Source organism: Roseburia sp. AM23-20 (assembly GCF_003470905.1).
GTDB classification, from domain to species: Bacteria; Bacillota; Clostridia; order Lachnospirales; family Lachnospiraceae; genus Roseburia; species Roseburia rectibacter.
Genome location: NZ_QRHS01000018.1, coordinates 1 through 26,317, shown reverse-complemented (window position 1 = coordinate 26,317; position 26,317 = coordinate 1). Strand labels below are relative to the sequence as shown.

At 39.1% G+C, this 26,317-nt stretch carries 40 protein-coding genes and 1 pseudogene; 1 reads left to right on the top strand and 40 read right to left on the bottom strand.

Annotation, left to right across the window (positions count from 1 at the left end; all coding sequences use genetic code 11):
• Positions 1-19 precede the first annotated feature (19 nt).
• The 5 genes from DW650_RS13480 to DW650_RS13460 all read right to left on the bottom strand — a co-directional run bounded on the left by DW650_RS13480 (position 20) and on the right by DW650_RS13460 (position 6,234).
• Entirely contained in the window at positions 20-1,780 is a 1,761-nt protein-coding gene (locus tag DW650_RS13480) for a class I adenylate-forming enzyme family protein (RefSeq protein WP_118210195.1), read from the bottom strand.
• A gap of 46 nt (positions 1,781-1,826) precedes the next feature.
• Entirely contained in the window at positions 1,827-3,524 is a 1,698-nt protein-coding gene (locus DW650_RS13475) for a class I adenylate-forming enzyme family protein (protein ID WP_118210194.1), read from the bottom strand.
• 11 nt (positions 3,525-3,535) lie between these two features.
• Positions 3,536-4,453, bottom strand: coding sequence for a sel1 repeat family protein (locus DW650_RS13470; RefSeq protein WP_118210193.1), 918 nt, complete (start codon positions 4,451-4,453; stop codon positions 3,536-3,538).
• 169 nt (positions 4,454-4,622) lie between these two features.
• Positions 4,623-5,324: a lysophospholipid acyltransferase family protein gene (locus DW650_RS13465; protein ID WP_118210192.1), complete on the bottom strand. Its 702-nt coding sequence runs from the start codon at positions 5,322-5,324 to the stop codon at positions 4,623-4,625.
• Positions 5,311-6,234 carry a lysophospholipid acyltransferase family protein gene (locus tag DW650_RS13460; RefSeq protein ID WP_118210191.1) on the bottom strand — a complete coding sequence of 308 codons (924 nt, stop codon included), beginning with the start codon at positions 6,232-6,234 and terminating at the stop codon, positions 5,311-5,313. Before DW650_RS13460 ends, DW650_RS13465 begins: the two co-directional genes overlap by 14 nt.
• Positions 6,235-6,413: 179 nt before the next feature.
• Between DW650_RS13460 and DW650_RS13455 the strand changes: the two genes are divergently transcribed.
• Entirely contained in the window at positions 6,414-6,734 is a 321-nt protein-coding gene (locus DW650_RS13455) for a helix-turn-helix domain-containing protein (RefSeq protein ID WP_118210190.1), read from the top strand.
• A 105-nt stretch (positions 6,735-6,839) separates the two neighbouring features.
• Here DW650_RS13455 and DW650_RS13450 read toward each other — a convergent pair.
• The 35 genes and pseudogenes from DW650_RS13450 to rpsJ form a co-directional block, all read right to left on the bottom strand.
• Positions 6,840-7,159 (bottom strand): annotated as a pseudogene (locus tag DW650_RS13450) (TfoX/Sxy family protein).
• A 3-nt stretch (positions 7,160-7,162) separates the two neighbouring features.
• Positions 7,163-7,516, bottom strand: a complete 354-nt coding sequence (locus tag DW650_RS13445; protein WP_118210189.1) for a TIGR04076 family protein — start codon at positions 7,514-7,516, stop codon at positions 7,163-7,165.
• 71 nt (positions 7,517-7,587) lie between these two features.
• Positions 7,588-8,124: a ClbS/DfsB family four-helix bundle protein gene (locus DW650_RS13440; protein WP_118210188.1), complete on the bottom strand. Its 537-nt coding sequence runs from the start codon at positions 8,122-8,124 to the stop codon at positions 7,588-7,590.
• Positions 8,125-8,407: 283 nt separating this feature from the next.
• Complete coding sequence (locus DW650_RS13435; protein WP_006857842.1) at positions 8,408-8,944, bottom strand: bL17 family ribosomal protein; 537 nt, start codon at positions 8,942-8,944, stop codon at positions 8,408-8,410.
• Positions 8,945-9,374: 430 nt separating this feature from the next.
• The gene (locus tag DW650_RS13430) at positions 9,375-10,334 is read right to left on the bottom strand and encodes a DNA-directed RNA polymerase subunit alpha (RefSeq protein ID WP_006857843.1); all 960 of its coding nucleotides are present in this window, start codon (positions 10,332-10,334) and stop codon (positions 9,375-9,377) included.
• A 37-nt stretch (positions 10,335-10,371) separates the two neighbouring features.
• Positions 10,372-10,965, bottom strand: a complete 594-nt coding sequence (gene rpsD / locus DW650_RS13425) for a 30S ribosomal protein S4 (RefSeq protein ID WP_117920743.1) — start codon at positions 10,963-10,965, stop codon at positions 10,372-10,374.
• Between the two features lie 19 nt (positions 10,966-10,984).
• Positions 10,985-11,377: a 30S ribosomal protein S11 gene (gene rpsK / locus DW650_RS13420; protein WP_006857845.1), complete on the bottom strand. Its 393-nt coding sequence runs from the start codon at positions 11,375-11,377 to the stop codon at positions 10,985-10,987.
• Positions 11,378-11,445: 68 nt separating this feature from the next.
• Positions 11,446-11,814, bottom strand: coding sequence for a 30S ribosomal protein S13 (gene rpsM / locus DW650_RS13415; protein ID WP_015560096.1), 369 nt, complete (start codon positions 11,812-11,814; stop codon positions 11,446-11,448).
• A 346-nt stretch (positions 11,815-12,160) separates the two neighbouring features.
• A complete protein-coding gene (gene rpmJ / locus DW650_RS13410; RefSeq protein ID WP_003022746.1) occupies positions 12,161-12,274 on the bottom strand; it encodes a 50S ribosomal protein L36 in 114 nt (37 codons plus the stop codon).
• Between the two features lie 156 nt (positions 12,275-12,430).
• Entirely contained in the window at positions 12,431-12,649 is a 219-nt protein-coding gene (infA, locus tag DW650_RS13405; RefSeq protein ID WP_006857846.1) for a translation initiation factor IF-1, read from the bottom strand.
• A gap of 18 nt (positions 12,650-12,667) precedes the next feature.
• Entirely contained in the window at positions 12,668-12,931 is a 264-nt protein-coding gene (locus DW650_RS13400; RefSeq protein WP_118210187.1) for a KOW domain-containing RNA-binding protein, read from the bottom strand.
• 34 nt (positions 12,932-12,965) lie between these two features.
• Positions 12,966-13,763, bottom strand: a complete 798-nt coding sequence (gene map, locus DW650_RS13395) for a type I methionyl aminopeptidase (RefSeq protein ID WP_118210186.1) — start codon at positions 13,761-13,763, stop codon at positions 12,966-12,968.
• A gap of 13 nt (positions 13,764-13,776) precedes the next feature.
• Positions 13,777-14,421, bottom strand: coding sequence for an adenylate kinase (locus tag DW650_RS13390; protein ID WP_117920740.1), 645 nt, complete (start codon positions 14,419-14,421; stop codon positions 13,777-13,779).
• A 207-nt stretch (positions 14,422-14,628) separates the two neighbouring features.
• A complete protein-coding gene (gene secY, locus DW650_RS13385; protein WP_117920739.1) occupies positions 14,629-15,945 on the bottom strand; it encodes a preprotein translocase subunit SecY in 1,317 nt (438 codons plus the stop codon).
• A complete protein-coding gene (rplO, locus tag DW650_RS13380; RefSeq protein ID WP_006857851.1) occupies positions 15,945-16,385 on the bottom strand; it encodes a 50S ribosomal protein L15 in 441 nt (146 codons plus the stop codon). Before rplO ends, secY begins: the two co-directional genes overlap by 1 nt.
• 24 nt (positions 16,386-16,409) lie before the next feature.
• Complete coding sequence (gene rpmD, locus DW650_RS13375) at positions 16,410-16,595, bottom strand: 50S ribosomal protein L30 (RefSeq protein WP_006857852.1); 186 nt, start codon at positions 16,593-16,595, stop codon at positions 16,410-16,412.
• A 14-nt stretch (positions 16,596-16,609) separates the two neighbouring features.
• Entirely contained in the window at positions 16,610-17,119 is a 510-nt protein-coding gene (gene rpsE, locus DW650_RS13370; RefSeq protein WP_006857853.1) for a 30S ribosomal protein S5, read from the bottom strand.
• Between the two features lie 18 nt (positions 17,120-17,137).
• Complete coding sequence (gene rplR / locus DW650_RS13365) at positions 17,138-17,506, bottom strand: 50S ribosomal protein L18 (protein WP_006857854.1); 369 nt, start codon at positions 17,504-17,506, stop codon at positions 17,138-17,140.
• A gap of 18 nt (positions 17,507-17,524) precedes the next feature.
• On the bottom strand, positions 17,525-18,064 hold the full coding sequence (rplF, locus tag DW650_RS13360; protein ID WP_044999228.1) for a 50S ribosomal protein L6: 540 nt from the start codon (positions 18,062-18,064) through the stop codon (positions 17,525-17,527).
• A gap of 227 nt (positions 18,065-18,291) precedes the next feature.
• Positions 18,292-18,693 (bottom strand): 30S ribosomal protein S8, encoded by a 402-nt coding sequence (gene rpsH / locus DW650_RS13355; RefSeq protein WP_117920738.1) that lies wholly within the window; start codon positions 18,691-18,693, stop codon positions 18,292-18,294.
• A gap of 60 nt (positions 18,694-18,753) precedes the next feature.
• Positions 18,754-18,939, bottom strand: coding sequence for a type Z 30S ribosomal protein S14 (locus DW650_RS13350; protein ID WP_006857856.1), 186 nt, complete (start codon positions 18,937-18,939; stop codon positions 18,754-18,756).
• Positions 18,940-18,954: 15 nt separating this feature from the next.
• Positions 18,955-19,494, bottom strand: a complete 540-nt coding sequence (rplE, locus tag DW650_RS13345; RefSeq protein ID WP_006857857.1) for a 50S ribosomal protein L5 — start codon at positions 19,492-19,494, stop codon at positions 18,955-18,957.
• 22 nt (positions 19,495-19,516) lie between these two features.
• Positions 19,517-19,828: a 50S ribosomal protein L24 gene (gene rplX, locus DW650_RS13340; RefSeq protein ID WP_006857858.1), complete on the bottom strand. Its 312-nt coding sequence runs from the start codon at positions 19,826-19,828 to the stop codon at positions 19,517-19,519.
• 12 nt (positions 19,829-19,840) lie between these two features.
• Positions 19,841-20,209: a 50S ribosomal protein L14 gene (gene rplN, locus DW650_RS13335; RefSeq protein ID WP_006857859.1), complete on the bottom strand. Its 369-nt coding sequence runs from the start codon at positions 20,207-20,209 to the stop codon at positions 19,841-19,843.
• Positions 20,210-20,227: 18 nt separating this feature from the next.
• The gene (gene rpsQ / locus DW650_RS13330; protein ID WP_006857860.1) at positions 20,228-20,485 is read right to left on the bottom strand and encodes a 30S ribosomal protein S17; all 258 of its coding nucleotides are present in this window, start codon (positions 20,483-20,485) and stop codon (positions 20,228-20,230) included.
• A 26-nt stretch (positions 20,486-20,511) separates the two neighbouring features.
• Complete coding sequence (gene rpmC / locus DW650_RS13325) at positions 20,512-20,721, bottom strand: 50S ribosomal protein L29 (RefSeq protein ID WP_006857861.1); 210 nt, start codon at positions 20,719-20,721, stop codon at positions 20,512-20,514.
• The gene (gene rplP / locus DW650_RS13320) at positions 20,711-21,148 is read right to left on the bottom strand and encodes a 50S ribosomal protein L16 (protein WP_006857862.1); all 438 of its coding nucleotides are present in this window, start codon (positions 21,146-21,148) and stop codon (positions 20,711-20,713) included. The genes rpmC and rplP overlap by 11 nt, the downstream gene beginning before the upstream one ends.
• On the bottom strand, positions 21,148-21,804 hold the full coding sequence (rpsC, locus tag DW650_RS13315) for a 30S ribosomal protein S3 (RefSeq protein ID WP_015560094.1): 657 nt from the start codon (positions 21,802-21,804) through the stop codon (positions 21,148-21,150). Before rpsC ends, rplP begins: the two co-directional genes overlap by 1 nt.
• 11 nt (positions 21,805-21,815) lie before the next feature.
• On the bottom strand, positions 21,816-22,202 hold the full coding sequence (rplV, locus tag DW650_RS13310) for a 50S ribosomal protein L22 (RefSeq protein WP_006857864.1): 387 nt from the start codon (positions 22,200-22,202) through the stop codon (positions 21,816-21,818).
• A 24-nt stretch (positions 22,203-22,226) separates the two neighbouring features.
• Positions 22,227-22,508, bottom strand: a complete 282-nt coding sequence (gene rpsS / locus DW650_RS13305; protein ID WP_006857865.1) for a 30S ribosomal protein S19 — start codon at positions 22,506-22,508, stop codon at positions 22,227-22,229.
• Between the two features lie 286 nt (positions 22,509-22,794).
• On the bottom strand, positions 22,795-23,640 hold the full coding sequence (gene rplB, locus DW650_RS13300; RefSeq protein ID WP_117920737.1) for a 50S ribosomal protein L2: 846 nt from the start codon (positions 23,638-23,640) through the stop codon (positions 22,795-22,797).
• A 66-nt stretch (positions 23,641-23,706) separates the two neighbouring features.
• Positions 23,707-24,006 carry a 50S ribosomal protein L23 gene (gene rplW, locus DW650_RS13295; RefSeq protein ID WP_006857866.1) on the bottom strand — a complete coding sequence of 100 codons (300 nt, stop codon included), beginning with the start codon at positions 24,004-24,006 and terminating at the stop codon, positions 23,707-23,709.
• Entirely contained in the window at positions 24,006-24,626 is a 621-nt protein-coding gene (gene rplD, locus DW650_RS13290; protein WP_118210185.1) for a 50S ribosomal protein L4, read from the bottom strand. The genes rplW and rplD overlap by 1 nt, the downstream gene beginning before the upstream one ends.
• A gap of 28 nt (positions 24,627-24,654) precedes the next feature.
• Positions 24,655-25,338, bottom strand: a complete 684-nt coding sequence (gene rplC / locus DW650_RS13285) for a 50S ribosomal protein L3 (protein WP_117920735.1) — start codon at positions 25,336-25,338, stop codon at positions 24,655-24,657.
• A 185-nt stretch (positions 25,339-25,523) separates the two neighbouring features.
• On the bottom strand, positions 25,524-25,841 hold the full coding sequence (rpsJ, locus tag DW650_RS13280; RefSeq protein ID WP_015560093.1) for a 30S ribosomal protein S10: 318 nt from the start codon (positions 25,839-25,841) through the stop codon (positions 25,524-25,526).
• Positions 25,842-26,317 lie beyond the last annotated feature (476 nt).

The window sequence follows — 26,317 nt, the reverse complement described above, 5'->3', positions numbered from 1 at the left end:
TTAACATTTTCATCAATCGTTATCTGACTTTCCAGGCATTTCCCCTCGAATCAACAAATCCGCTATCTTCTGCTTTCAACGCCTCCACGTTTCTTTTTCCATTTGGATGAACCGGCAGTGCCTGACGCAGTTTATATGCCACCGGAATTGCATTCTCTGAAAGCTGTTCTGATAACTTTTTATGAATCCGTGGAATTACAGTTCTGGTATCTGTAACTCCATTTTTTTTCAGTACAACATGAAGTATTGGTTTAAATTTTCCATTGATCTGTACTGCAACTGCTTTGCACTGGGAGACCGCCTCATCCTCTAAAACAATATGCTCTATATCAAACAGATAAATGCGTTTTCCATCCTCACTATAAAAACTGTCACTTGCCCGCCCTTCCACAAAAAGGTAACCATCCTCGTCCACATACCCAATATCTCCGGTACATCCCCATATACAATGGTTCTGATCTTCGTAAAAGTACTTTTTTGTTTCTACCGGATTTTTATAATATTCCTTCATTCTTGCAGGAGAATTGACTCTGATTTCTCCTCTTTGACCATATGATAGTTCCTGATTTGTCTCAGTATCAAACGCAGCAACTGTCACACCCTTTATCGGATACCCAGATGATCGTACCTTATTATGTTCAGGTGAAGTGGACGTAACTGTACTTCCAAGCTCACACATTCCATATCCTTTGATCAATGGTGCATTACACCCACTCTTTCTTAGAAAATCAGTGATTATTTTTTCTTCCTGCGGCGTTACCGCTTCGCCTCCGGTAATCGGATATTTCATCTTTTTCAGGTTTATCTTTTTCCATTTTTTTGATCGTGCAAGTGCCATCCATATACTTGTCGGATTCAGAGTCATTGTCGGTTTATATTTTCTTATGCCATCAATCACCCTTTCTTTTTCAAATTGCAGTTCTGGTATTACTGTCATTCCCATGCGAAGCGGCATTAAAATATCAAGCACATTTCCCGTAGAAAACCAGATTGGAATAACTGCATAAAACGTATCGCCTCTTTCATAATTGAAATCTTCGTTATCATAATGAGCTATTGTTGCATTGATTCCATCATTTGTTAACAAAATCCCTTTTGAAGCGCCTGTAGTTCCGGATGAATACACCATAATACATCCACGATTTTTTTCATAAGATCTCTCAGTCTCTCCATTATAGTCATTCCCATATTTTATAAACGATTTCCAGGAATAAAATCCTTTATGATCTGTTCTTTTTTTATTCCAGTTTTTTTGCCCTGCACATACAACTAATTTTGCCAGCTCTGGCATAGATTCCGTAACAGGCATAACAACTGTTTTATTTATGCCGATACGAGGTACAGCATCCACAATATAAGAAAGCATTTCATCCATAACAAACAAAATTTTCGACTTTGTGTCATTGATCCGCTGTACCATCTGCTCTGTAGTAAATAACGGATTAATAAAATTTGCGATTGCTCCTATCTTACTGCAGGCAATCATCAGATATATAGCTTCCGGTACGGCTGCAGTACAAAGAGTGACACAGTCCCCTTCCTTTATTCCATATTTCACAAGTGATTTTGCACATGCATCCACATTATTAAACAACTGCGCATATGTAATTTTATTTCCATAATACGAAATAGCTGTATCTTTCAGATATTTTGAATTATTGCTATAAATATTCTGATACAACGTACACGCTGGTTCCTTGTTTTGTATATCTGACTGCGTGTAATATTTTAGCCATGGCTTGTCTATGGATGGATAGCCAATTTTCTCCTGTATATTCATCTGTCTGCTCCTTCAAGCTGCAATATTCTTATCGTTTTCTTCCCACTCACCTTGTCATCTTCTCCAACGTTTTATAATCAATCTTCCCACTCTGTGTCAGCGGTATTTCATCCATTTCAATAATTTGTTTCGGTACAAGGTGTACCGGTAATTTTTCTTTGCAATACTGCTGCAAACCTGTCAAAAAGTTATTATTATTTTTACTTTCTGCTGTTCGCTTTACACAGGCAATAGCAGTCGCTATATTTTGTGCATCAAGCTCCACAACCACTGCACACATATCTACCTCTGGGTATTCAGTGATGGTTTCTTCTATACGTTGTGGGAACAGTTTATAAACTATTCCATCTGCATCCTGTGTGATATATATTCTTTTGATTCTTCCCACAAAATGTACAAATCCATCTTCATCCACAAATCCTAAATCACCTGTATGAACCCATAATCTATTCTCTTCATCCCTGTCACAAATCTTCTTTGTTTCTTCCTCATTATCCAGATATCCCAGCATATGACTTGGTGTGCAAAAACATAATTCACCAGTTTCGTTATATTTCAGCATTTCTCCATTATCTGGATTGATTACTTTGATATTTACCTTACAAAGCGGAATTCCAAGTGTGCCTGCTTTATACACATGATTCATAGACGTTGTTACTGTAGCTGCAAATTCGGTCATTCCATATCCCGTTAAATATTTTGCATCTGAATGGTGATTTCGCAACGTTTCATTAAGATAATTTTCTTCTTCCAAACTTAATGATTCTCCCCCTCCCGCCATCGTGATGCAATAACTCATATTCCCGCTTAAACGTTGAACCAATTTTCTGATAATGACAGGTCCAGATACACAGTGATTTGGCTTGTATTTCTTATACTCTTCTATAAATTTTTCAGGATCAACGATCATAATAGAAGTCGTTCCAAGACTCAACGGAAGATGCACATTTAAGCTCAACCCAATTGACAAAAAAGGCGGCATAAACGTAAGAAACGTTTCCCCTCTTGTAAATTTCATTCCTGATTTTTCATATTGCCATGCTACCGCATTAAGGCTGTCATTACTTAACATTACGCCCTTGGGTGTTCCGGTTGTTCCACTTGTATACACAATCACTGACAATTCGTTCTCATGGTAAGATGTCTGCTGTGCTTTCTGATGTTCTCCGGCTTTCAGAAAATCCTTCCACTTCCAAAATCCTTTTGTATTAATTTTGCTTTTTAAAGCAGAAAATTTTTGTACCGGAAAGCCCAAAGAATCTGTCGGTGAAATTGCGAGCACCCTTATTTTTTCTATATCCTCTACAACATTTCTGACTTTTTCTGCTGCCACATCCAGAAAAATAAACATTTTAGAATCTGTATTTCTTACCGTCTCTACAATCTCCTCTTCCGAAAGCGTCATATAAACCATGTTCGCAACCGCACCTATATAATTCAGCGCATATATGCAGTAAATTGTTTCCGGTGTATTCAGTGACATAATCGTAACAGCATCCCCTTTTCGGATTCCCTGTGCCCAGAACGCATCTGCTGTTTTACGGATATTTTCAAAAAGTTTTTGGTATGTAATTTTTTTAGTAAAATACCGCAGGGCTATGCCATCTAAATGTGACTTGTTGTGATCAAATATATACTCATACATCGTACATTTCGGGATTTCACCATAAAGAGCTTCCTCGCTGTAGTATTTCATCCACGGCTTGTCTATGGATGGATAGCCGGTTTTCTTTTGTGTATTCATACATTTTCCCCTCATTGTATCATTTCAAAATCTTCTTCTAACATCTCTATTCCAACACATTCATTACAATATTCTTTATATGTATAGACAGTTTCTTCTCCATAATTACACTCATCAACTTTTATAAATCGCACAATATCACTATTATCTGGACTGTTTGAAACATAAATTGTTTGCTCATATTCCCACTTATAAAATTCATCTAATAATTCCTCTTTACCATCGTCAGTTACATCCACAATAAAAGACATAACCAAATTTTTTGCTACATCTAAATCACAATTTTCATATCCTTCAAAATGACTTACAAAAAATCGCAACATTTTTTCATCATTTATTTCATATCCCTGCTTTATCAACTCAACTCGATCATCTTGTTTTGTACGAAAATGAAGCGCCAATTTATTTTCATATGCTTTTATATCTCCATTCGCAATTGCTTTGTCATAATAAAAATCTGCCTGTTCTATATTTACTGGATAATAAAGTCCATTTGCATACATATATCCCATATTATTCTGCACTAATTTATTATTATAAATTTTTTGTATGCTATAAATTTCTGCCAACTGTTGATAATTTTGTGCACCATATGCATTTTGTGCAGCTAACAACAACGACTCCTCGCTCATAGATTCATTTACAATAGCTGCATTATTATTTGTAATCGTATTAGCAACTGTATTGGTATCTCCATTAATTATGGTAGATTCGATCTTATCTATTCTTTGTGTGATATCCGTCTCGTATTGTGTTATTTTTTCATTTATTTGACTATATTGCTGTATCTGATTACCAGAAACAATGTTTACCCGCTCTATTAAATAACCGCCTAAAACTATATCCAGAATTGGAATAATCACTGTCGTAATCACTTTTAGAAGTTTATCTAAAATACTTTTCCGCTTGCTTTCTGTAGCTTCATCCATATGCACCTTTTCCCCTTTATTTACATTGCATATTTGTATTTCATAAGTCTATTGTTTCCTTAACTCCATACCATTTGTTTATTTAACTTTTGATATATTGTCTTTTTCTCCAATCCCTCTTTGTATCCATAAATCTTTCTAAACCATCCTGCTGTTATTTCACATGCTACTACTCTTCTCTCCTAATACAACTCATCTCATACTTGTAATTTAATTTGGGATATTCTTTTAATCTCTTTTCTTTTTCCCTATCCCACTCTTTCAGATCGATCTCACTACGTTTTTCCATCGGGAAATATTCCCATATATTCCAACGCAATGTTGCCATTGTGTCTCTTAACATATCCGCACTTTGCTTTTTATCCTGATCTTTCCTATAATATGCAGGCTTGTCGAAAGCAATATAAACATCATCCTTCCTATATTCCATAACAACCGGAATAAGTGGCTTTCCAGTTTCCATTGCCAATGTAATTCCTCCCCAATAGATAGGAAGCATTGGAGAAGAAGGCAGCAAATTCCATGTTCCTTCCGGGAAAATGAGTAAATTATTTTTCTTCATTAGTAACTTTTTCATTCTTTTATACGCGAATGATCTGCTATTTCTATTTTTTCTATCAACCCAGACAGTTCCATTTATTTCAAATCCAAGCCAGTCCATAAATTGAAGTGATTGTTTTCCTGCCAAAACATAGGTATGACTTTTTAAAAGATCTACCGCAACTGGCACATCCCATCTACATGAATGATTCGCCATATAAATTGCTCCGTCTCTCTCCATAGGTATTTCACTTAATATATGTAAAGTCTTTCCATGTATTTTTCTTGATATTTTCAATGAAATCGGATGCAGTATCTTATAAATTATCATTTGTCATCCATCCCAATCCTTCCTCGTTTTTTAATATCTCTAGCCATGTAGGAATGTTCTTAGTTTTTAATTCAATCTGAGTAAGCCAATATTGCCTTTTTTCTTCTGGAATATATGTATTAATAATCTGCTCTCTCAGACTATATTCCTTCCACTCTCTTCTTCTCTGTTCTATAAAATTTTTCCAATAATCATCTGAAATATCTGATCTTTTCTTCAGCCCCTCCCGTTCCCAAATCTGCCACTTTAATGTTGCTAACATATCCCGCAATTCACAATTCAATTTTTTCTTATTTATGTTTTTACCTGTTACTTCAATAGTTTTCCCCATGTTAATAACAAATCTCTTATCATATTGTTCTATAGCAATTGGGCAAATGGATGCACCTGTTTCAATTGCACTGTAGACCGCACCGTATGCAATATCATTTACAATCGAATTTTCCGAAAGATTCCATGTCCCTTCCGGAAAAATCATAATATTAGCACCACACCTGAGCAAACGAATCATTATCTCTTTTGTATTCATCTTATCTGCTTTATCTCTTTCATCCACATAAACGATTCCATTTGCTTTTAATATAATTCCATTCAAACCTCTGCTTAAATTTTTATAATCTGCAGCTATTACATAAAATTGTTCCTGTATCTGCTCATTTACAATCTCAAAATCCCATTTTCCTATATGAGTTACCACGAAAATAATTGGTTTATTATGAAAAGCAGACTTTTCATTCATTATCTCCACACTAAAACCATTTATTTTTCGTTGAATAAATAAACCGGATCTGATAATCGGTCGAAATACTTTTTTCAGTTTTAGAAATTTACATTTTTCATTTTTTATCAAAAAATTTCTTTTTCTATTTTTATATTTCTGTAATTTCTTTTCCCATTTATTGTTTTTCATTTGTATTTATATTTATCCCCATTTACTACTATATATCGTACTAATTATACGATAATGCGTTTAAAATTTCAATATTTATACTACGCATTAATACATGTTTTATACGCATTTCAAAATTATTTTACTACGATATTGCACACTATAATAAACGATATAACGAAGTATTAAGGAGGCAGAAAATGAACGTATTAGATCGAATTGTAGAATTTAGAACTGCAAAAGGATGGTCTGAATACCAACTTGCAGAAGAGTCCGGAATGACTCAATCTACAATTTCATCCTGGTATCGCAGACATATGACACCTTCTATCCCCTCTCTGGAGCGAATTTGCGATGCATTTGGTATCTCTTTATCCCAGTTTTTTATGGAGAGTGGTGCCCAGCCCGTATTTCTTACTGATAAACAAGTTGAATTGATCAATGCCACAAATAAACTTTCACCGGAACAGTTAGATTCCCTGATTACTTTTTTAGAAACATTAAATAATAAAAATGTTTGATTCTTTAACAAAAGAAAGCCAGTTCAAACTGCTTTTCATCTGCAGTTTAAACTGGCTTTCCTGTACATAATCGGTATTTCTCACTTTTTCAATTTTGTTACTTTCCTATTTCTTTTTCTTCCCTTTTACCTCCGGCAGCTCCTCATACATCGCAACGAACAATCCCTGCAAAAACTCTTTATCATCCACCTCGTCTACCAGCAGCATTCTTTTGCTCCCTCATACGGCAGTTCGTAGGAGGCTTCCCACAGATAGGAAAGTGCCGCTTTTACCGGCTTTACCAACAGCCTGTCATCATAGATACCACCAACGATTTTACCGCAGTAATAAATAATAAATTCGCCCATCATAGCCCGGTATGAGATTTCTTCCAACTCCGCTAACTGTCCTAAAATAAATTGTAAATATTCCTTACTTGATGCCATATCCTACTGCTCCTTCCAAAATCCACCCTTATGGAAGTTTTCATTTCCTAACGGTGTTGCCGTCAGTCGGAACATCACACATCCGTCCGGACACACGATATCTTTCACATATCTGCTGCTTCCGCCAAGATTCTCAAGATCTCCGCCACTTCTAACCGCCTCCATGAGTGGATAAAGCATCATCATTGTTTTTGAGCAGATTCCCTGACCATCTTTATTGACCGGACATCCATAGGTGCAGGTATATTGATCCCCAACCTCTTCCCCATTTCTGCAATAATGTTCTGTGTGATCTCCTCGTAAAAACCCTGTAACTTCTATTTCAAATTCATATTCTTCATTGTACCATTTTTTCATAGCTGGTCTCCTCTAAGTAATTTATTGCAACTGGGCAGCGAAAATCTCAAATTGGTATGCAGGCACATTTCTTATCCAACCCGCTTTTTATGTGCTTTGATTTTCTTCATCGCCCAATCATAATGACTGCTTGTATTACTGATAAAATAATTTCCAATACAGCTTCCCCCCACCCATGGATAATAAGTCCTGGTAAAAAGTTCTTCCTGTGAAAACGTATCTAATGCCTCCATCACTCTTTTGTGTGAATCCTTAAACCGTTCGAGTGCCTCTTCTTCGGAAATATTCTGACAGCGCCGAAAGAATACCATATTCATATCACCATACGTTTTCCAGTTATATCCTTCCAGCAGGAATGGCTTATTGCTGCCGTTTTCACGGTTTTTGACCCATTCTAAAAGCAGCAGATGCCACTCATTCAGATGCATCAGTACGTCTCTTAAATTTCTATCACGTCTCCAGTGTGCTTCCTTTTTCTTTTCATCATCCAGAAAATCATACGGTGCACTTTTCTCCGCTTCTGTTCTCCGTTCAATCATAGAAAGCAGTTTCTCATAATTTGTGTTTGCAGCCTCTATTAACTCCTGTTTATTTTTCGGTCTTGCCATTTTCAATCCCTCCATTTTAGCACGGCAGCTATATATCATGTTTAGCATAACATCTTTCAACACATATGAACAGACTTCGACCAGAAACTTCGTATGAAACAAATTTTCTTATTTTCATACAACGGCACAAAACAGCCTCGGCTTAGTGCAATTTTCCACTCAAAAGACTGAAAACCACCTTTTGATATCCAAACCTATCTACAACATACAAAAAAGCCAGCCCAGTCTGCATCATCTGCAGCCTGGACTGGCTTTTTTCACGTTCTCATATTTTGGATAGTGATTATACTAACTCAAGTAATACCTCTAAAGCGCCATCACCTTTACGCTGACCGATCTTTACGATTCTTGTGTAACCACCGTTACGGTCTGCATATTTCGGAGCGATCTCATCGAATAATTTAGCAACAAGATCAACTTCTTTGGTGTTTTTCTTTCTTCCGGCAGCTTCAGTCGGAACTTCTTTTACGGTGTAAAGAACTTTTAACATCTCTCTACGAGCATGAAGACGGGATGGCTTATCTTTCTTGATAGTCTTCTCAACTTCATCGTATACAGTAACTTTCTTACCGTCTACAACTTCTTTTACTCTCTTACCGTCTTTATCTTTGCGGGCAACTTTTGCTTTTACAGTAACTTCTTCGTAGTTGTCTTTCTCTTTTACTGCTAAAGCAATGATTCCCTCAGCGATTTTACGAACCTCTTTTGCTTTTGCTTCTGTGGTAACGATCTTACCATTGTTTAATAATGCTGTTACCTGACCTCTTAATAAAGCTTTTCTCTGGCTAGAGGTTCTGCTTAATTTACGATACTTTGCCATTTTTAATATCCTCCATTTTGTGGAACATCCGGCCACGCGCTTTGGACTTACTTACCGGACGCCATATTCTTGTTTCGGAGTGGTTCTGTGATACCGCACAGTGCCATTCCAAGTGCCACTCATGATCCGTGTGTCAGAATCTCGTCTGCCTCATCCCTCTGACTGTCTCTGACGCATTTCCTCGTCAGGCATATCAGAGCAACAAATGCATACACTCTGCACACCAGACATACTCCATGCCATATGGACTTACTGTTTCTGCCTGTATTGGTGAAAAAGGTATCTTCTGAACATTAGCAGTTCAGAAGAAAGCGCGTGACAATCACAAGGAACTTATGGAACATTAGCAGTTCCATAAGTAGCGCACCCTGTGAAAGGTATCTTCTGAACATTAGCAGTTCAGAAGAAAGCGCTCGGCTTACGCCTCGCTTTATTCTTCACCCTGGTTTAACTGAAGTCCTAACTCTTTTAATTTAGCAAGAACTTCCTCTAATGATTTACGTCCTAAGTTACGAACCTTCATCATATCTTCCGGTGTTCTGTTTGTCAGTTCTTCGACTGTGTTAATGCCGGCTCTCTTCAAACAGTTATAAGAACGAACGGAAAGCTCAAGTTCATCGATATTCATCTCAAGAACTTTCTCTTTTGCATTGTCCTCTTTCTCGATCATGACATCAGCCTGCTGAGCAGCTTCGGAAAGATCGATGAAAAGACTTAAATGCTCGCTTAAAACCTTAGCAGCTAAGCTGACAGCCTCATCTGGCTCTAAGGTACCGTTTGTATAAACGTCCAAAGTAAGCTTATCATAGTCTGTAATCTGACCAACACGGGTATTTTCAATCAAAAGATTTACTCTTTCTACCGGTGTATAGATAGAGTCGATGGCAATAACGCCGATCGGAATATCCTCTGTCTTATTCTTGTCTGCACTTACATAGCCTCTGCCGTTTGTAATGGTAAGCTCCATGTAAAGCTTGCAGTCAGGTCCGCCATTTAAATTGGCAATTACCAGATCCGGATTTAAAATCTGAATATCAGAATCAACCTGGATATCTGCTGCTGTGACTACACCTTCGCCCTCGAATTCAATGTAAGCAACTTTAGGTTCATTTGTAGAGCTGTTATTTCTGATGGCAAGATTTTTGATATTCATAATAATCTCAGTTACATCTTCCTTAACACCAGGAATGGAACTGAATTCATGTAAAACACCGTCGATCTTAACCTGGCTTACAGCAGCACCCGGTAAAGAAGAAAGCATGATTCTTCTTAAAGAATTACCAAGTGTCGTACCATAGCCTCTTTCCAAAGGTTCTACAACAAACTTTCCGTACTTCTTGTCTTCTGAAATTTCTGCGATTTCAATTTTTGGTTTTTGAAAATCGAACACTACAAAGTCCCTCCTTCTCGGGTAATTTGCTTAACTATTACTTAGAATATAACTCGACGATAAGCATCTCATCAACAGGAACGTCGATCTGCTCTCTGGAAGGTAATTCTTTTACAGTTCCCTGTAATTTCTCAGCGTCAACATCTAACCACTCCGGAACTAATCTTCCGCCGGTAACTTCAACGATGTCTTTCATTCTCTGAAGACCTTTGTTTTTCTCTTTGATCTCGATAACATCGCCAGCTTTTACTAAGTAAGAAGGAATGTTAACCTGTTTACCATTTACTAAGATAAATTTGTGGTCAACGATCTGTCTTGCTTCTTTTCTTGTTCTTGCGAATCCCATACGGAATACAACGTTATCTAATCTGGACTCTAACATGGTCATTAAGTTTGTACCAGTCATGCCCTTCATCTGATCAGCTTTCACATAGTAGTTGTGGAAAGGTTTTTCCAGAACACCATAGATGAATTTTGCTTTCTGTTTTTCTCTTAACTGAAGTCCGTACTCGGAAACTTTCTTATTTGCTCTCTTTAACTCTCTGTTGGATTTTTTATCATATCCAAGGTAACTTGGCTCTAAACCAAGTGATCTACATCTTTTCAGAACAGGAACTTTATTTACTGCCATCTTCGTCTTTCCCTCCTAATTAAACTCTTCTGCGTTTTGGTGGACGACATCCATTGTGAGGTACTGGAGTTACGTCTTTGATGCTGGTAACCTCAAGACCACATGCAGAAAGTGCACGGATCGCTGCTTCTCTTCCTGAACCCGGTCCTTTAACCATAACATCTACAGTCTTTAATCCGTGGATTAAAGCAGCCTTTGTAGCTGTCTCAGCTGCCATCTGTGCAGCATACGGAGTAGATTTCTTTGAACCTCTAAATCCAAGACCACCGGCACTTGCCCATGATAAAGCATTACCTTCAGCATCTGTGATAGTTACGATTGTATTGTTAAAAGATGACTGAATATGTGCCTGTCCGCGTTCAACGTTTTTCTTTACACGCTTTTTTGTCACTTTTTTTGTAACTTTAGCCATATCTAAACTAACCTACTTTCTCTAAAATATAAAATATCGACTGATACGAATTACTTCTGTTGCCAGAATTATTTTTTCTTGTTAGCAACGGTACGCTTTGGACCTTTACGGGTTCTTGCGTTTGTCTTTGTCTTCTGTCCACGAACCGGAAGACCTTTTCTGTGACGGATTCCACGATAGCATCCGATCTCCTGAAGTCTCTTGATATTGAAAGCGATCTCTCTTCTTAAATCACCTTCTACTAACTGAGTCTCATCGATTACTGCGCTGATTCTCTTTACTTCATCGTCTGTTAAATCTCTGACACGAGTATCAGGATTTACGTTTGCTGCTGCAAGGATACGGCTAGAGCTTGTTCTACCAATTCCGTAGATGTATGTCAAACCGATCTCGATGCGTTTTTCTCTTGGTAAATCTACACCTGCAATACGAGCCATGTGCTTTTTAACCTCCATTAATTCATCCGATGCATTCTGCACCTGTTATATTGTTTCATTTTTCAAATCACCTGACGTTGTGACTTTATTTCGGAAAATCGTCTGAGACAGCTCCGTTGTCAGCGGTCTGAAATGTGTGTCCCCTCCGTCTTTCTTCTTATTTGGATATGTCCCTTTATGTCCTCGGTATGTAGACATAAAAAAGCAGCTATCCCGGCTGTCTGATTATGATAACAGTGTGAACAACCCTACCAGGCGTTCCACTGCAGCCGCACATAATTTGGCGGGTTCCTGCTCATTAAAATGCGCATATTACCCCATTGGCACAAATATGACAAGAACTAAATCAACCCTGTCTCTGTTTGTGTTTCGGATTCTCACAGATAATTCTGATGCTTCCTTTTCTCTTGATGACTTTGCATTTTTCGCAAATAGGTTTAACTGATGATCTTACCTTCACAGCAAATCCTCCTTTCTTAACAAGGCTCTTTTTTGTGTTGTTGCACTGAAATATGCACGCACAAAAAGGCACTATCCAAAAGTGTCCGTCTAACATTATAGCACGGACACTGTTTAGAAGTCAACTATTATTTTGTATAAGATCTGTAATAAAATCTTATTTGTCTCTCCAGATGATTCTTCCCTTAGTCAGGTCATATGGAGACATCTCGATGGTAACTTTATCACCCGGTAAAATACGAATAAAGTTCATGCGAAGTTTTCCGCTGATGGTTGCTAAAATCTGATGTCCATTCTCTAACTCCACTTTAAAAAATGCGTTCGGGAGTTTCTCAACAACGGTTCCTTCTACTTCAATTACGTCTGCTTTTGACATTGAATAAATCCTCCTATTTTATGATTCCTGTCTGCCTTCATTTATACGGCAGTACTGTTTGATTGCTCTTTTTACTGTAAGATCTGATAAATTTTCATCCAGAATCTCCGTAACTTCTATCGGTAAATTTTTGATAATCTGAATATGCTTTGCATTTTTTTTCTTTGGCATATCCAGGGTACGGGTCGTTCCGTTTACCAGATATACAGATTTTTCATCTTTTTCTTTTATAAGATAAATCTGATTTCTGTCGTGTCCCGACTTGGATTTTGCAAATTCCATTTCTGAAATATCCTCCGGTTCTTTTCTCTATGCTTTACAGAATTGGATCATTACTCCAGATTCCTTCGGCGATTTCAGAATCCGTAAGTGATAATATTTCCGGTTTTCCCTCCCGGATCAGTATGGTATTTTCATAATGAGCCGAAAGATCCATATCCTCTGTCACTACGGTCCAGTCATCATCCATCCATACGACTCTCTCTGTTCCCAGATTTATCATGGGTTCCACCGCTAATGTCATTCCTGCTTTCAGCTTAATGCCCCTGCGGAATTTGCGGTAATTCGGGATCTCCGGGTCCTCATGCATATGTGTACCGATTCCATGTCCACATAAATCACGTACCACACCATAACCAAAACTCTCGGCATAATCACCGATCGCACCTGAAATATCATGCAGATGATTTCCTGCCACTGCATATTTCATTCCTTCAAAAAAGCTCTGTCTGGTACGTTCGATCAGAAGTCTTGCATCCTCAGTGATCTCGCCAACACCATGTGTCCTTGCGGCATCTGACTGATACCCTTTATAGATCACACCGGTATCAAGACTTACAATATCTCCCTCTTCAATGATTCTGTCTTTGCGCGGAATCCCGTGTACAACTTCTTCATTGATGGAGACACAGACGGATGCCGGATATCCCTGATAATTCTTAAAAGATGGTTCGCATCCAAAACTCCGAATCATTTCCTCCCCGATCCTGTCAATATCAAATGTCGACATTCCGGGTTTTAATTCTTTTTTTAATCCCTCATGCACCTTTGCAAGAATCTTTCCTGCCTGGCGCATCAGTTCTATTTCCTGGGAAGATTTTATTGTTACAGCCATTACTCCGGTTCCTCTACTCGCCTAAAATCGCAACGATATCTGCAAATACCTTTTCCATCGGCTGCGTACCGTCAACTGTTTTTAAGATACTCTGTTTCTTGTAATAATCGATCAATGGCTGGGTCTGCTCATGATATACTGTAAGTCTTTTCTGAACAGTCTCCGGTTTATCATCATCTCTTAAGACAACCGGCTGTCCGCATCTGTCACAGATTCCCTCTACCTTTGTTGGAATGGAAACAATGTGGTATGTAGCACCACAGTTTAAGCATGCGCGTCTTCCGCTCATACGATTTACGATGTTTTCATCCGGTACATCCACATCGATTGCATAATCCATTTTTTCATTGATCTTCTCAAGTGCAGCTGTAAGTGCTTCTGCCTGCGGAATAGTTCTTGGAAAACCATCAAGTATAAATCCATTCTCACAGTCATCCTGTCCGATTCTGTCCATAACAAGATCGCAGGTTAACTCATCCGGCACTAATAAACCCTGATCCATATACTGTTTTGCTTTCTTTCCAAGCTCGGTTCCATTCTTGATGTTTGCACGGAAAATATCACCGGTTGAGATATGCGGGATACGATATTTATCTGCAATCTGCTTCGCCTGTGTTCCTTTTCCTGCTCCCGGAGCTCCTAACATGATAATCTTCATAAAATTCTTCCTTCCTGCGTTGCTTTTTACGCATCTCAAGATTTGTGCGTAAGCACTAATCTTGCGTGTGAAAAATCTTATTTTTCACACTAATACCTCCATTGTCCAAAATACCTTCATCATACAAATATTGCTTATATAGGAAAGTAACGCTGAACTTTAAAAGCCCAGCGTTGCTCCTTTGCAAATCTGACTTACGCCGTCAGATTAATCATTTAAAAATCCTTTATAGTAACGAACACGCATCTGTGATTCGATCTGTTTTAATGTCTCAATGACAACACCTACAATAATTATGATAGATGTTCCACCAAATGATACATCGGCACCGAATACTCCGTTGAAGAAGATCGGAACGAATGCGATAAATGCAAGTGCTACTGCTCCTATAAATACAATGTAATTTAACATCCGGTTCAGATAATCACTGGTTGGTTTACCAGGTCTGATACCCGGAATAAACCCGCCGGCTTTCTTCATATTATTAGCAATCTCTAAGGGATTGAATGTAATTGAAGTATAGAAGTAAGCGAAAGCAATGATAAGTACGATGTATACCACCAATCCGATGGAATAAACCGGCTCATTCGGATTGCACCAGTTTGACTGGGACATTCCTTTTAAAATCTTACTTCCGATACCGGTTCCGTTTCCTTTTCCAAGAAGACTTGCAATGATAACCGGTGTCTGCAACAAAGACTGTGCAAAGATAACCGGGATAACACCGCCGGTATTAACCTTTAACGGGATATATGTTGACTGACCGCCAACCTGTTTTCTTCCCTGAATCTTTTTGGAATACTGAACCGGGATTCTTCTCTCGCCGCCCTGTAAGAATACGACAAATACGACCATTGCAACAATGATTGCAATAATGATTACTGCCGCAAGAATTCCCTTAGGTATGGATTTTCCTGTGATGAACTGCTGATACAGTGTACCCATATCATTTGGAATACGGGAGATGATGTTAATGGTAAGTACGATAGAAATACCATTTCCAACACCTTTTTCTGTAATACGCTCACCAATCCACATTAATACTGCTGATCCTGCAGTTAATGTGAAAATAATCATAATAATTGTAAGAATACCATCACTCTGTAACATCTGACCTCTCTTAAAGCTGATTGCCATTGCGATCGCTTCAATTAAAGCAAGAGCTACTGTAAGATATCTGGTAATCTCTGCAATCTTTTTACGTCCTTCTTCTCCGTCGCGCTGCATCTCTTCCAGTTTTGGAATTGCGATAGTGAGAAGCTGCATAATAATGGATGAAGTAATATACGGTGTAATGTTCAATGCAAAGATTGACATGTTATAGAATGATCCACCGGTAATTGCATCAAAAAATCCCATTCCATCTGCGGTCTGACTTGCAAACCAGTTTGAAAACAGTTCATTGTTAACACCAGGAATCGGAAGCTGGCTTCCGATCCTGATTACAACTAACATGAGAAATGTAAAAATAATTCTGTTTCGAATATCTTTAATCTTGAATGCATTACGGAGTGTTTCCAGCATTAGATCACCTCTGCTTTTCCACCAAGAGCCTCAATTTTTTCTTTTGCAGCTGCGCTGAATGCATTTGCCTGAACGGTGAGTTTCTTAGTAAGTTCGCCATTACCCAGAATCTTAACTCCATCTCTAGGATTTTTAACGATACCAGCCTCGATTAATGTCTCTACTGAAACAACGGAATCGTTCTCAAATGCCTCAAGAGCGGAAAGGTTGATTCCGATGATTGTCTTAGAGTTTCTGCATTTGAAACCTCTCTTTGGCAATCTTCTGTATAACGGCATCTGACCACCTTCAAAACCTGGTCTCGGAGCTCCGGAACGAGCTTTCTGTCCCTTGTGTCCCTTACCAGCAGTCTTACCGTTTCCTGAACCGTGTCCACGTCCTCTTCTGAAATTATCGCTATGTGCAGAACCTGCTGCTGCCTGTAAATTGGATAAGTCCATTACTGACACCTCCTTATCTTATTATTAGATCTCTTCTACCTTTACATAAGGTGCTACTTTACGAAGTGCACCTGCTGTTGCTGCGTTATCTGGCAGCTCAACAGTTTTATATAACTTATTCAGTCCAAGTGCTTCGATTGTTTTTTTGTTCTTCGGAACAGCACCGATTGTAGATTTTACAAGTGTTACTTTTAATTTCTTATCTGCCATCTTAAAACTCCTCCTTAACCTACAATCTCTTCAACTGATTTTCCACGAAGTTTTGCAACTTCTTCCGGGGATTTTAACTGACTTAAAGCATTGATTGTTGCAAGAACAACATTCTGCTTGTTGTTAGATCCCAGAGATTTTGTACGGATATTTTTAATACCAGCCAGCTCACATACGTTACGAGCAGGACCACCGGCGATGATACCAGTACCTTCTGGAGATTTCTTTAATAATACAGATGCACCTGTATGTTTTCCGGTAACATCATGTGTAACACTGCCAACCTCATCTAATTTTACAGTGATGAGTTTCTTCATAGCATCTTCTTTTCCTTTACGGATTGCTTCCGGAATCTCGGATGCTTTTCCTAAGCCAGCACCAACATGGCCATTGCCGTCGCCGACAACAACTAAAGCTGTAAAACGGAAGTTACGTCCACCTTTAACAACTTTTGTTACACGTTTAATTGATACCACTTTTTCGTTTAATTCTAATTGACTAGCATCAATGATTTCACGTTTCATGTTTTGCGTTTCCTCCTATTAAAAGTCTAAACCAGCTTCTCTTGCTGCTTCGGCTAATGCCTTTACTTTACCTGCATATATAAAGCCGCCTCTATCAAAGACAACCGTTGAAATACCCTTGTCTAAAGCTTTCTTTGCAATAACAGTACCAAGCTTAGCTGCTGCTTCGACGTTATTGGTCTTCTCTAACTCTGCTTTTACATCCTTATCAAGTGTAGATGCAGAAACAAGTGTATTTCCAACTGTATCGTCAATAATCTGAGCGTACATATGATTATTACTTCTGAAAACAGCCAGACGTGGTCTCATCGCTGTACCTGCAAGATGATGACGCATTCTTCTATGTTTGTTTTCGCGAACTGCTGTTCTTGATTTCTTACTAACCATTTTTCGTCACTCCTTTAATTATTTCTTACCAGTCTTACCAACTTTACGTCTAATAACTTCATCAGCATATTTGATACCTTTTCCTTTGTAAGGCTCAGGTCTTCTCTTATCTCTGATTTCAGCTGCGTATTGGCCAACTTTTTCTTTATCGATACCAGATACAATGATTTTATTTCCATCAACTTTGGACTCAAGTCCTTCCGGATCTTCCATCTCAACCGGATGAGAATATCCTAAGTTCAGTGTGAGCACTTTACCAGCTTTAGAAGCTCTGTAACCAACACCGTTAACCTCGAGTTCCTTGGTATATCCATTGGTAACACCAACAACCATGTTGTTGATCAGTGTTCTTGTTAATCCGTGTAAGGATTTCATTTTCTTCAAATCGTTAGGTCTTGTAACGATGATCTCGTCACCCTCTAATTTGATGTCCATCTCAGATGGAAGGGTTCTTTCCAGAGTTCCCTTAGGACCTTTTACAGTCACATGATTATTTTCTGCAATATCCACTGTAACACCAGCCGGAACTGCGATTGGCATTCTTCCTATACGTGACATGCCCGTACCTCCTAAATTTTTTTGTGACAACAGATCGCATGACCTGCCATCGTGAATGTATAATTGCGGCTTACGCCGTAGTTACCTGATTCTTTAAGAACCTTCTCTCCCAGGTTGCAATAACCCGGAAGAAATGAAAGTTTTAAATAACATTGTATGAAAGGCTTAAAATATACCGAAAGAACCGAAGGTTCTTTCAATTTTGTCCGTCCAATGGCGGGCAAAATTTACCATACGAATGCTAATACTTCGCCACCAACCTGAAGCTTTCTAGCCTCTTTATCAGTTACGATACCCTGGTTGGTAGAAAGGATTGCGATACCTAAACCGCCAAGTACTCTAGGAAGCTCATCCTTGCCTGCGTATACACGAAGACCTGGTTTAGAGATTCTCTTAAGTCCTGTGATGATCTTTTCATTCTTATCTGCACCATATTTTAATGTGATGCGGATTGTTTTGAAGTTACCATCTTCAACGATATCATATTTTTCGATATATCCTTCATCTACAAGAATATCTGCGATTGCGATTTTCATTTTAGATGCCGGAACATCAACTGTATCATGTTTAGCAGTGTTTGCGTTACGGATTCTTGTAAGCATATCTGCGATTGGATCACTTGTTGTCATGATGTATATTTCCTCCTTTATTAAGTTACTGTGCCGTACATGCCGGACACAGCCGTCTGATTACCAGCTTGCTTTCTTAACGCCTGGTATCTGGCCTTTGTATGCTAATTCACGGAAACATACTCTGCAGATTCCGTATTTTCTTAAAACAGAATGTGGACGTCCACAAATTTTGCAACGTGTGTAAGCTCTGGTAGAGAACTTTGGTTTACGCTGCTGTTTTACTTTCATAGATGTTTTAGCCATTAAAATTCCCTCCTATTATTTGGCGAACGGCATATTGAACAATGTCAATAACTCACGAGCTTCTTCGTCTGTTTTTGCAGTGGTAACGAAAATGATATCCATACCACGAACTTTATCAACTTTATCATACTCGATTTCCGGGAAGATTAACTGCTCTTTGATACCAAGGGCATAGTTTCCACGACCGTCAAATGCATTCGGGTTAACACCTCTGAAGTCACGTACACGTGGTAATGCAAGGTTAATTAAACGATCCATAAACTCGTACATTTTCTCGCCACGCAGTGTTGTTTTACATCCGATTGCCATTCCTTCTCTGATCTTGAAGTTTGCAATTGCGTTTTTAGCTTTTGTAGGAACTGCTTTCTGACCTGTGATAGTCTCCATGTCTTTGATTGCAGCCTCTAATAATTTTGCGTTCTCTTTTGCTTCGCCAACGCCCATGTTTACAACGATCTTATCGAGCTTCGGCACTTCCATGATATTTTTATATCCAAATTTTTTGATCATAGCATCTACGATCTCATTCTGGTACTGTTCTTTAAGTCTGCTCAACTGTTTTGCCTCCTCTCTTCAATTAATCGATCACTTCGCCTGTTTTCTTTGCGAAACGTACTTTTTTATCTCCATCCATCTTGAAACCTACGCGGGTAGCTGTTCCTTTGTGAAGATACATAACGTTTGAAATGTCAACAGGTCCCTCCTGATGGATGATACCACCCTGCTGATTAGCCATGCTTGGTTTTGCATGTTTTGTCACCATGTTGATACCCTCTACCAGAACGGTATTGTTCTTTGTATTTACAGCAATAACTTTGCCTTCTTTGTCTTTATCTTTACCAGCGATCACTTTGACCATATCGCCTTTTTTAATTTTCATGGTTGCCATATCCTGGTCCTCCTACAATACTTCCGGAGCTAAGGAAACAATTTTCATGAACTGTTTCTCACGAAGCTCTCTTGCTACTGGTCCAAAAATACGTGTTCCTCTTGGAGTTTTGTCATCTTTAATAATAACTGCTGCGTTTTCATCAAATTTGATATAAGAACCGTCTTTACGACGTGCACCTTTTACTGAACGAACAACTACAGCTTTTACGACATCACCTTTTTTAACAACACCGCCTGGTGTTGCCTCTTTGACCGTAGCAACTACTACATCACCAATATTCGCATATCTTCTAGTAGATCCACCCATAACACGAATAACGAGTAACTCTCTTGCTCCTGTGTTATCGGCTACCTTAAGTCTACTTTCCTGTTGTACCATGCTTGTAGCCTCCTTTAATTATTTTGCTCTTTCCATGATTTCTACAAGTCTCCATCTCTTATCTTTCGATAATGGTCTTGTCTCCATAACTTTTACTTTATCACCGATCTTACATTCGTTATTCTCGTCATGAGCTTTTAATTTGTATGTTTTCTTAACGATCTTGTTGTAAAGAGGATGTCTTACGTTATCCTGGATTGCAACAGTGATTGTTTTATCCATCTTGTCGCTTACAACAATACCAACACGTGTTTTTCTAAGATTTCTTTCTTCCACGACCGATTAATCTCCTTTCTGGAATCCTACTGCGCAACTTTTTCTTTCTCAGTAATGATTGTCTGAATTCTTGCAATATTCTTTCTTACTTCTTTGATTCTGCTTGTGTTGTCCAGCTGATTCGTTGCGTTCTGGAATCTCAAATTGAAAAGTTCTTTTTTAGCTTCTACTAACTGCGCATTTAAGTCTGTTACAGACTGGCCTTTTAATTCTTCTAAATATTTACTAGTTTTCATTTGATACACCGCCTTCTAAATCTGCACGTGAAACTACTTTACATTTGCAAGGTAATTTGTGTGTAGCAAGACGTAACGCTTCTTTCGCAACGTCTTCCGGAACACCGGAGATTTCAAATAATACACGACCTGGTTTCACAACGGCTACCCAGTACTCTGGAGCACCCTTTCCTTTACCCATACGAACACCCATAGGTTTATGAGTAATTGGTTTCTCTGGGAAAATTTTGATCCAAACTTTACCACCACGTTTGATATATCTTGTCATCGCAACACGGGCTGCCTCGATCTGGTTTGCTTTGATCCAGCATGGCTCAGTTGAAATAATACCATACTCACCATAAGTGATCGTATTACCTCTTGTAGCCTTTCCGCTCATAGAGCCACGGAACTGTTTACGATGTTTTACTCTTTTTGGCATTAACATTACTGTACTCCTCCTTCCTTATTAGCTCTTGTAGGAAGTACCTCGCCTTTGTAGATCCAAACCTTAACACCAACTTTACCGTAGGTTGTATCTGCTTCAGCGAATCCATAATCAATATCAGCTCTTAATGTCTGAAGCGGAATAGTTCCCTCAGAGTAGAACTCTGTACGAGCCATATCAGCACCGCCAAGACGTCCGGAACAGGATGTTTTGATTCCCTTTGCTCCTGATTTCATGGTTCTTCCCATGCAGGATTTCATTGCTCTACGGAAAGAAACACGGTTTTCTAACTGTAATGCAATGTTCTCAGCTACTAACTGAGCATCACGATCCGGTCTTTTAACTTCTTTGATATCAACAACTAATTTCTTATCTGTGAATTTCTGAACTTCGCCTTTGATCTTCTCGATCTCAGCTCCGCCTTTTCCGATTACTACACCCGGTTTAGCTGTGTAGATGATAACTTTCACACGGTCAGATGCTCTCTCGATCTCGATCTTAGAAACACCTGCTGCATATAATTTCTTTTTCAGATATGTTCTGATATTGTAATCTTCTACTAAGAAATCTGCAAAATCTGCTTCCGCATACCATTTAGAGTCCCAGTCTTTGATAACGCCGACTCTTAAGCCATGTGGATTAACTTTCTGTCCCATATTTGACCTCCTTATTTCTCGTCAAGCACGATTGTGATGTGGCTCATTCTCTTTTCGATTCTGTAAGCTCTACCCTGTGCTCTCGGTCTGATTCTCTTCATTGTCGGTCCTTTATTTGCGTAGCACTCTGCAACATAAAGGTTTTCTGCTTTCATTCCATTGTTGTTTTCAGCGTTTGCGATTGCTGACTCTAATAATTTCTTTACTAAGCTTGAAGCATATCTCGGATTGTATGTTACGATAGCTAATGCTGTCTGAACATCCTTTCCACGGATTGCATCTAATACGAAACAAGCTTTCTGAACAGACACTCTTGCGTAAGATAACTTAGCGGAAGGTCTGGTATCTTTTACTTCATTTCTTTCTCTTTTAATCTGACTTCTATGTCCCTTAGCCATGGATGAAACCTCCTTTCAAATATCTTATCTAACGCCTGATTTCTTTTCGTCTTTTCCATGTCCTCTGTAAGTTCTTGTTGCAACGAACTCACCAAGTTTATGTCCAACCATATCTTCTGTTACATATACAGGTACATGTTTTCTTCCGTCATGAACAGCGATGGTATGACCAACGAACTGAGGGAAGATTGTAGAACGACGTGACCATGTCTTAATAACAGATTTGTCACCAGATGCATTCATAGCGTCTACTTTTTTCAGCAGGCTGGCATCAGCGAATGGTCCTTTTTTTAATGAACGAGCCATAATTTACCTCCTATTTTGTCAGTCCCCTTTACACACTGCCGTGTGTTTCCTCGGACTCCGAACATCTTGTTTATTATATCAGAGATTACCGGAAGAAGCAAGCAAAACTTCTCCCGGTTTTCTAATTTTTTATTATTTTTTCAAAGACCGGAAGAAACAGTTTCTGCTCCTCATCCAGTCACCGTTGCAATTTCAAAAAACATATCTGTTTTTATTAGTCATTGCCACGAACCGGAAGAAGCGCTTTCTGCTTCTTCCAAGCCTTAAAATAATAAGCCCCAGCTTATTATTTTAAGGCTTTACCATCTCTACGTCTTACGATTAACTTGTTAGAAGCTTTATTCTTCTTTCTAGTCTTAAGACCAAGAGCAGGTTTACCCCAAGGAGTACATGGACCCGGACGTCCGATCGGAGCACGTCCTTCACCACCTCCGTGTGGATGGTCATTCGGGTTCATAACAGAACCACGAACTGTCGGGCGAACACCCATGTGACGTTTACGTCCTGCTTTACCGATGTTAACTAAGTTGTGATCACCGTTTCCGATAACACCGATTGTTGCACGGCATTTTAAAGGTACCATACGCATTTCGCCTGAAGGAAGACGAAGTGTTGCATATTTTCCTTCTTTAGCCATTAACTGAGCGCTCATACCAGCGGAACGAACTAACTGTCCGCCCTTACCCGGATATAACTCGATGTTGTGTACCTGGGTACCAACCGGGATATTCTCAAGTGGTAAGCAGTTACCAACACGAACTTCTGCAGTTGCACCGCTCATAACTGTCATGCCGTCTGTTAAACCAGCCGGAGCAAGGATATATGCTTTCTCGCCATCTGCGTAGCAGATCAAAGCGATGTTAGCTGTTCTGTTCGGATCGTACTCGATTCCGACTACTTTAGCCGGGATTCCGTCTTTACCGTTTCTCTTGAAATCGATAACTCTGTATTTTCTTCTGTTTCCACCGCCATGGTGTCTTACAGTGATTTTACCCTGATTGTTACGACCAGCGTTCTTCTTTAAAGAAGTTACCAGTGATTTTTCCGGAGTTGTTTTTGTGATCTCGGAGAAATCAGAGCCAGTCATATTTCTTCTGGAAGGTGTATATGGGTTATATGTCTTAATTCCCATTGTTGTTCTCCTTTCGATGTTTGTTATCGCGCATCGCTGCGCTTAGTTTGCTATCTAAAATTTATCTTACAGTCCAGCAAAGATCTCGATATCTTTGCTGTCTTCTGTTAACTGAACGATAGCTTTCTTTGTCTTAGCAGTTTTTCCATAAACCATGCCACGTCTTTTGTTCTTTCCATCCATGTTCATGGTGTTAACGCTGGCAACTTTTGTGCCCTCGAACATTTTCTCAACTGCTTCTTTGATCATGGTCTTATTTGCTTCCGGATGAACTAAGAAAGTATATTTCTTCTCAGCCATAGCTGCCATGGATTTCTCGGTAATAACCGGTTTGAGGATTACATCATAATACTGTACGTTTGCCATTATGCATACACCTCCTCGATAGTCTTAACAGCGTCTTTTGTTACAACAACTGTATCATATTTTAATACATCAAATACGTTTAACTCGTTTGTCTGAGCAGTTTTAACAGTCGGAACGTTGCTTGCAGATTTGATCACGTTTGCATCCATATCGTTTAATACAACTAATGCTTTCTCAACTTTTAAGTTGTTCAGAACCTGAACGAAGTTCTTTGTCTTAATGGAGTCAAGTTTTAACTCATCAACAACGATGAACTTGCTCTCATTTACTCTGGATGTGAGTGCAGATTTTAATGCTGCTCTCTTCTCTTTTTTGTTTAATTTGAAAGAGTAGTCTCTTGGTACCGGAGCAAATACAACTCCACCATGAGTCCACTGTGGAGCTCTTGTTGAACCCTGTCTTGCATGACCGGTTCCTTTCTGTCTCCATGGTTTTCTACCACCACCGCGAACTTCAGAACGTGTTTTTGCTTTCTGAGTTCCCTGACGGTTATTTGCAAGCTGCTGAAGTACTGCCATGTGTACAAGATGCTCGTTAACTTCTACTCCGAAAACAGCATCGTTTAACTCCAGGCTTCCTACTTCTTTGCCTTCCATATTATAAACAGCTACGTTAGCCATTGTTGTTTCCTCCTTTCCTATCTAAGCACTATTTACCTGCTTTTACAGTTTCTTTGATTGTTACCATGCATTTCTTAGCGCCTGGTACAGCACCTTTAACTAAGAGCAGGTTGTTCTCAGCGTCAACTCTTACAACTTCAAGATTCTGTGTTGTAACTTTTACGCTTCCCATATGTCCAGGCATTCCTTTTCCTTTGAATACACGGCTCGGTGAAGAACATGCACCGTTAGAACCCTGATGACGATGGAATTTAGAACCATGAGCCATAGGACCTCTATGCTGTCCTAATCTCTTGATAGCGCCCTGGAAACCTTTACCTTTGGAAATTGCAGTAGCGTCGATCTTGTCGCCCTCTGCAAAAATATCAGCTTTGATAACATCTCCAAGTTTGTACTCGTCTGCGTTCTCAAATTTGAACTCTCTGACATATCTCTTTCCGGATACACCAGCTTTTGCAAAGTGTCCCATCTGAGCTTTGTTTACGCCATGTCTGTTTCTGATTTCTTTCTTACCATTTGCATCTTTGCTGACAACTTTTTCTTTCTTGTCTGCAAATGCAACCTGAACTGCGCTGTATCCGTCGTTCTCTACAGTTTTGATCTGTGTTACGGAGCAAGGACCAGCTTCCAATACAGTAACCGGCACTAATACGCCGTCTGCGTTGAAGATTTGAGTCATTCCGACTTTTGTTGCTAAAATCGCTTTCTTCATTCTTTTACCTCCTGTTTACTCTACAGCGGAACGCTTCATGCCCATCGATGTGGGGTAGCGGAACCGTTCATCCTAGAAAGTCCATATAAGTGGATGTGGAAAACCACATAGAATGGAGGCTGATGCCGAACATTCTTTGCTTCTATATAAAACCCTTCAGGATATTAACAAATTTGTTTGAAGAATTATTTGTTCTTCATTTTGATATCGATGTATACACCAGCCGGCATCTCTAAACGAGATAAAGCATCAACTGTTTTCTGAGTTGGTGTTACGATATCGATCAGTCTTTTATGAGTTCTCTGCTCGAACTGCTCGCGGGAATCCTTATATTTGTGAGTAGCTCTTAAGATAGTAACTACTTCCTTCTTAGTAGGAAGAGGTACCGGTCCGCTCACCTGTGATCCGTTCTTCTTTACAGTCTCGATGATTTTTTTTGCTGATGAATCTACTAATTCGTGATCATAAGCTTTTAATGTGATTCTCATTACTTGACTTGCCATAAAAAAAGTCGCCTCCTTTTCGCACTTTTGCAAGCGATAAACTCGCTTTGGTACGACAAGCGGTGACTGCACACATTCCCGTGCGTATCATGAGCTTTTACCCATAAAAAGAAACTTCTTTGCACCATCGAATGCTTAAAGTTCTTCTGACAGCCTTCCGGTCTGCCCGCACGTTGTTTCTACTTTGTAGATGTTACTCGTATACAGTGACTTGTCGCCAGTTTCCTAACTTGACATTCGCTCCACGGAAAACCTGCCATATCGGCAGCAACCTCACGCTTCTACGCTATCAATGTCACAGCAATGCTTAGTATACACGATGATCTGCAGAAATGCAAGTACTTTTTTCACTTTTTGTGTTTCTTCTATTATAGAAGATACTCATCAAATGATGGTTTGTTTATGAAATAAATCGCCCGTCCAAATGGTGAGTCGTAGGTTTGTGAATGGCATCTTGCGCAAAGCCGGAGTTAATT